Genomic DNA, 5,776 nt, shown 5'->3' with positions numbered 1-5,776 from the left:
TGCTCAGCGTGGCCGCGGGCCTGTCGTCGATCGCCGAACCGATCGATCGCATTATCGAAAGCGCGGTAGGCCGCGTTGCCTGGCGCCCGGTGTCGGGGGACATCGTCATCGTCGCGCTTGACGACAAGACGCTTGAGCGCATGGGAAAGAACGATTTTTCGATGGCCCAACATGCGCGGGTCGTCGATGGGGTCAATCGTGCCGGTGCGAAGCGGCTTTTCGTCGATTTCCTTTTCGATCGCCGCGGCGCGGATCGCGATTTTCCGACAATGACCGCCGCGATCCGCCGAATGGGCTCGCGAGCGGTACTCGCGGTCGAAGCCAAGTCGGCCGATCTCGGCGACTCACAGCTCACCCGCTTTCCAAGCCCCGCGTTCGGGACGGCGGCGCAACTCGCCTGCATCGGCTGGGAATATGAATTCTGGCAAGTCTGGCGCTTGCCGACGGCGCTGAACGTCAACGGTCGTGACATTCCGACCTTTTCCTCGCTGCTCGCGAATGTTCGCAATCCCGGGGTCGGCACCTATGCCCTCGATCTGTCGTACAACACCGACACAATCAGGACATATAGCGCAATCGACGTCATTTCCGGACAAGTCGGCGCCCGCGAGCTCGCGGGCAAGGACGTCATCTTCGCCGCAACCGCAACCGCGTATCAGGATACCCACTATCTCCCCGGCCACGACAAGATACCCGGCGCCTTTATCCATCTGATCGGCGGCGAGACGCTGAAGCGCGGCCAGCCGATTGATATCGGCTGGATACCCGCGCTCGCGCTGACCGCCGCCGCGTTGATCGGTGCGCTTGCGTTCCGGCGAACCCGCCATTTCAACTGGATCGCCGTTGCCACCGGACTCGGCCTGATCGTCGTCAAAGTCGCGCTCATGCCGATGCTCGTTACCGTGTCGATCGGCTCCAGCCTGTTCCTGATTGCCACGATCAGCACCAACGTCGCCCGCGCCAGCCGCCGCAAATCGGCGCAGCATGAAAATCCCGTTTCGGGCTTGCCCAATTTCGAGGCGCTGCGGACACAGGCATCCTATGGCAGTGCGACCGTCATTGCGGCCAAAGTCGTCAATTTCGAAGACCTTGCGGCCTTCATCCCGGGCGAAGGGCTGAGCAAGCTCGTCGAGCAGGTCACCCGCCGGCTTCAGCTCGCGTCGCAGGACACCACCCTCTATCACGATCTCGACGGCACCTTCGCATGGCTTGTCCCCTATTATCAGCACAGCCAGATCGAAACGCAGCTCATGGGACTCGCGGCGCTGTTCAACGCGCCGCTGACCATCGACGAGTTGAAGGTCGACGTGTCGATGGCGTTCGGGGTCAATGACGAGTTCGAAGGCTCGAACGCGCAGCGGCTCGCCGCCGCGCTGGTCGCCGCCGAAAAATCGATCCGCAGCCGCGTGCTGTGGACCAAATATACGCCGCAGCAAAAGGACGATGCCGGCTGGCAGCTCAGCTTCCACTCGCAGCTCGAGGATGCACTCAACGCGGGCGACATCTGGGTCGCCTTCCAGCCGCAATACCGGATCGCGACGCGGCAGCTCGTCGGCGTCGAGGCGCTCGTGCGCTGGACGCATCCGACGCGCGGGCCGATCTCGCCCGACGAATTCATCGTTCAGGCCGAAAAGAGCCAGGACATCTATCGCCTGACCCTGTTCGTCATGGACCAGGCGATCCGTTCGGCGGCGCAGTTGCAGAAACTCGGCACTGAAATTCACATGTCGGTTAATCTCTCGGCGACCCTGCTCGATCACAAGGATCTCGTCTCGACGATCCGCGTCATGCTCAGCGCGCATCATCTGCCGCCCGAACGGCTGACCATCGAAATCACCGAAACCGCACAGATCGAAAACAGCCTCCAGGCCCGCCAGACGCTGGCGCAAATCCGCCGCGCCGGCATGCGCCTGTCGATCGACGACTATGGCACGGGGCAGTCAAACCTCGAATATCTGACCGAAATCGAGGCTGACGAAATCAAGATCGACAAGCGATTCGTGATGACCATGCGCGATTCGCAGCGCAACCTCGAAGTGGTTAAATCGACCATCGATCTCGCCCACCGTCTGGGCGCAACCGCAGTCGCCGAAGGCATCGAAGATGCGCAGACGATGGCGCTCCTCGACCAGCTTGGCTGCGATATCGGCCAGGGCTATCTGCTTGGTAAACCACAGCTAATTGGCGACCTTCTCGCCAGCCTCTCCCCCCCCTCCGACAGCCGCCGCGCCTAAGCTGCCAGATTGGCAGGGAATTTATAGTTAAGACTCGATTTACCATGTCGATTAAGGTATATGCTCCGTTAACTGTTCTTCGTGGGCAGTACCGACAGGAGATCTGACATGGGTTGGTTTTGGCGTTTCCTGGGCGGCGGCGGCACCGGCAACGGTGGTGCGCAGGCCTGACCCGCACTAGGAATTTAAAGATTGGGCCTCGGCATCGCCGGGGCCTTTTCTTTTGGGGCGAAGCTCTCCTTCCGAAGCACCGCGATATCTTGTGCCGCCGCTCCGATTTTTTGCGACAGCGATGCTCTTTCGCCACATATGGCCGAACCCCGCGGAAACGCTGGCGATCACCCCCTGAGGCGTGCTTTTCCATCGACGAGTTGAATCAAATCAGCGACGAACCGAGTCCCTAATCTGTCATTTACTCTCTTGCATCGTCGCGCCGACGTGGCACTATAGATGGTGGGTAGACCACGGGGGCACCCCAAGAATTAGTATGCGGCCGAAAGTGGCGGATTTCCGCGCTCCATCCCATATGGGGGCGGGAAGCAGCTTTTTGCGTCCGAAAATAAGTGCCACCCGGCGGTCGAATGGTGCTAGGCTGGGGCTTCGCCCTGAGTCGAACAAGACGGGAACAGACTGCGCCGCTGCGCGGTCGGAAAACGGGGCATTGAAACATGGATTTTCGCGAGACCGAACGGGTGGAGACAGGCGACGTGGCGACGGCAGAACTGACGAAGAATGACGCTCCGGCAGCGCCCGAATCGGGCGCCGAATCAAAGGCTGCGGTACCCGCCGCAAAGCTCAACGATTCGTCGGAGCCCAAGGTGCATGCGCGCCGGTTCGAGGTCGTTACCGATTCGTCGCGCGATTCGTTGCTGACCGATTTCGGCAAGGAAACCTTGCAGGACCGTTATCTGCTCCCCGGCGAATCCTATCAGGATCTCTTCGCCCGCGTCGCCTCGGCCTATGCCGACGATGCCGAGCATGCGCAGCGCCTCTACGACTATATCTCGAAGCTGTGGTTCATGCCCGCGACCCCCGTTCTCTCGAACGGCGGCACCGGCCGCGGCCTGCCGATCAGCTGCTACCTCAATTCGGTCGACGACAGCCTCGAAGGGATCGTCGGCACCTGGAACGAGAATGTCTGGCTCGCTTCGCGCGGCGGCGGCATCGGCACCTATTGGGGCGCGGTGCGCGGCATCGGCGAACCCGTGGGCCTCAACGGCAAGACCAGCGGCATCATCCCCTTCGTCCGCGTGATGGACTCGCTCACCCTCGCCATCTCGCAGGGCAGCCTCCGCCGCGGCTCGGCCGCCTGCTATCTCGACATCTCGCACCCCGAGATCGAGGAGTTCCTCGAGGTCCGCAAGCCGTCGGGCGACTTCAACCGCAAGGCGCTGAACCTCCACCACGGCGTCCTCATTACCGACGAATTCATGGAAGCGGTGCGCGACGGCAAGGAATTCAACCTCCGCTCGCCCAAGGACCAGAGCGTCCGCGGCACCGTCGACGCGCGCTCGCTGTTCCAGAAGCTCGTCGAGACGCGCCTCGCGACCGGCGAGCCCTACATCATCTTCATCGACCAGGTGAACCGCATGATGCCCAAGCATCATCGCGATCTCGGGCTCAAGGTGTCGACCTCGAACCTCTGCTCGGAAATCACGCTGCCGACGGGCCGCGACCATCTCGGCAACGATCGCACCGCGGTCTGCTGCCTCTCGTCCTTGAACCTCGAAACCTGGGACGAGTGGAACGGCGACAAGCGTTTCATCGAAGATGTGATGCGCATGCTCGACAATGTCCTCCAGGACTATATCGACCGCGCCCCGCCCGAAATGGCGCGCGCCAAATATAGCGCCAGCCGCGAACGCTCGGTCGGCCTCGGCGTCATGGGCTTCCACAGCTTCCTCCAGGCGCGCGGCCTGCCGTTCGAGGGCGCGATGGCGAAGTCGTCGAACCTGCGCATCTTCAAGCATATCCGCGCGCAGGTCGATCAGGCGTCGATGCTGCTCGCCAACGAGCGCGGCCCCTGCCCCGACGCCGCCGACCAGGGCGTGATGGAGCGTTTTTCGTGCAAGATGGCGATCGCGCCGACCGCGTCGATCAGCATCATCTGCGGCGGCACCAGCGCGTGTATCGAGCCGATCCCGGCGAACATCTACACGCATAAGACGCTCTCGGGCAGCTTCTCGATCCGCAACCCGCACCTCGAAGCCCTGCTCGTCGACAAGGCGAAGAACAGCGACAATATCTGGAACTCGATCCTCGAGCGCGGCGGCAGCGTCCAGCACCTCGACTTCCTGACGCAGGACGAAAAGGATGTGTTCAAGACGAGCTTCGAGATCGACCAGCGCTGGCTGCTCGAACTCGCCGCCGACCGCACGCCCTATATCGATCAGGCGGCGTCGCTGAACCTGTTCATCCCGGCGGACGTCGAGAAATGGGATCTGCTCATGCTCCACTACCGCGCGTGGGAACTCGGCATCAAATCGCTCTACTATCTCCGCTCGAAATCGGTGCAGCGCGCCGGCTTCGCGGGCGGGGTCGAGGCCGACAACACGCCCGAGGCGGCGAAGTTCGAGCTTTCGGCCGAGAGCACCGATTATGACGAGTGTCTGGCCTGCCAATAAGGATCTAACCCCATGAACAAGAATGCGGGTTGTACCCTCGCGGCGGTCGGAGCAGCGATCATTCTACTGCTCGTCTTCCTGATCGGCTATCCGCAGTATCGCGTCTATTCGCAACGCCTGGCGGGCGAGGCGGCGCTAGCCGAGGCGCAATCCTCGCGCCAAGTCGCAATACTTGAAGCTCGCGCAAAAAAGGAAAGCGCCATCTCGCTTGCCGATGCTGAGGTTATTCGTGCCAAGGGCGCTGCTCAGGCTAACGCTATCTTGCAGGACAGCCTTGGTGGCCCCGAGGGGTATTTGCGCTATCTTCAAATTCAGGCGCTCGAAGGGACCAAGGCCAGCCTGATCTATGTTCCGACCGAGGCGGGTTTGCCCGTCACCGAGTCACGTCGTCTTGACCAATAATCACAAGCCATTCTGATCCGAGGAAACGCCGATGCCATTGCTCGAAGCCCGCAAGACCTACAAGCCCTTCGAATATCCCTGGGCCTATGATTTCTGGAAGCGCCAGCAGCAGATCCACTGGATGCCCGAGGAAGTGCCGCTGGGCGAGGATTGCCGCGACTGGGCGCAGAAGATCAGCGACCATGAGCGCAATCTGCTCACCCAGATATTCCGCTTCTTCACCCAGGCCGATGTCGAGGTGCAGGATTGCTACCACGACAAGTACGGCCGCGTGTTCAAGCCGACCGAGGTCAAGATGATGCTGACCGCGTTCAGCAACATGGAAACCGTTCACATCGCCGCTTATTCGCACCTGCTCGACACGATCGGCATGCCCGAAAGCGAATATGGCATGTTCCTCGAATATGACGAGATGCGCGCCAAGCACGACTATCTCGGCACCTTCGGCGTCGACAGCGACGAGGATATTGCGCGCACGCTCGCGATGTTCGGCGGCTTTACCGAGGGGCTGCAGCT

4 protein-coding genes are annotated in these 5,776 nt (G+C 61.6%); all 4 read left to right on the top strand.

Going from position 1 to position 5,776, the window contains the following annotated elements:
- Positions 1-2,234, top strand: a 2,234-nt coding sequence (locus tag ABS88_RS23340) for an EAL domain-containing protein (RefSeq protein WP_286750735.1), incomplete at its 5' end; no start/stop codon positions are given.
- Positions 2,235-2,902: 668 nt separating this feature from the next.
- Positions 2,903-4,858 carry a ribonucleoside-diphosphate reductase subunit alpha gene (locus ABS88_RS23335; RefSeq protein WP_286750734.1) on the top strand — a complete coding sequence of 652 codons (1,956 nt, stop codon included), beginning with the start codon at positions 2,903-2,905 and terminating at the stop codon, positions 4,856-4,858.
- A gap of 12 nt (positions 4,859-4,870) precedes the next feature.
- Positions 4,871-5,260, top strand: coding sequence for an SPFH domain-containing protein (locus ABS88_RS23330; RefSeq protein ID WP_058812470.1), 390 nt, complete (start codon positions 4,871-4,873; stop codon positions 5,258-5,260).
- Between the two features lie 31 nt (positions 5,261-5,291).
- Positions 5,292-5,776 (top strand): ribonucleotide-diphosphate reductase subunit beta (locus tag ABS88_RS23325; protein WP_286750733.1); only part of this gene is annotated, 485 nt, incomplete at its 3' end.

The organism is Sphingopyxis sp. SCN 67-31, from assembly GCF_001725095.1.
The sequence above is the reverse complement of the archived record's forward strand: the minus strand, read 5'-3'. Positions and strand labels throughout refer to the sequence as shown.

Coding starts and splice junctions, on each gene's coding strand:
- ABS88_RS23330 (WP_058812470.1), top strand. CDS start 4,871: ATGAACAAGAATGCGGGTTGTACCCTCGCGGCGGTCGGAGCAGCGATC.
- ABS88_RS23335 (WP_286750734.1), top strand. CDS start 2,903: ATGGATTTTCGCGAGACCGAACGGGTGGAGACAGGCGACGTGGCGACG.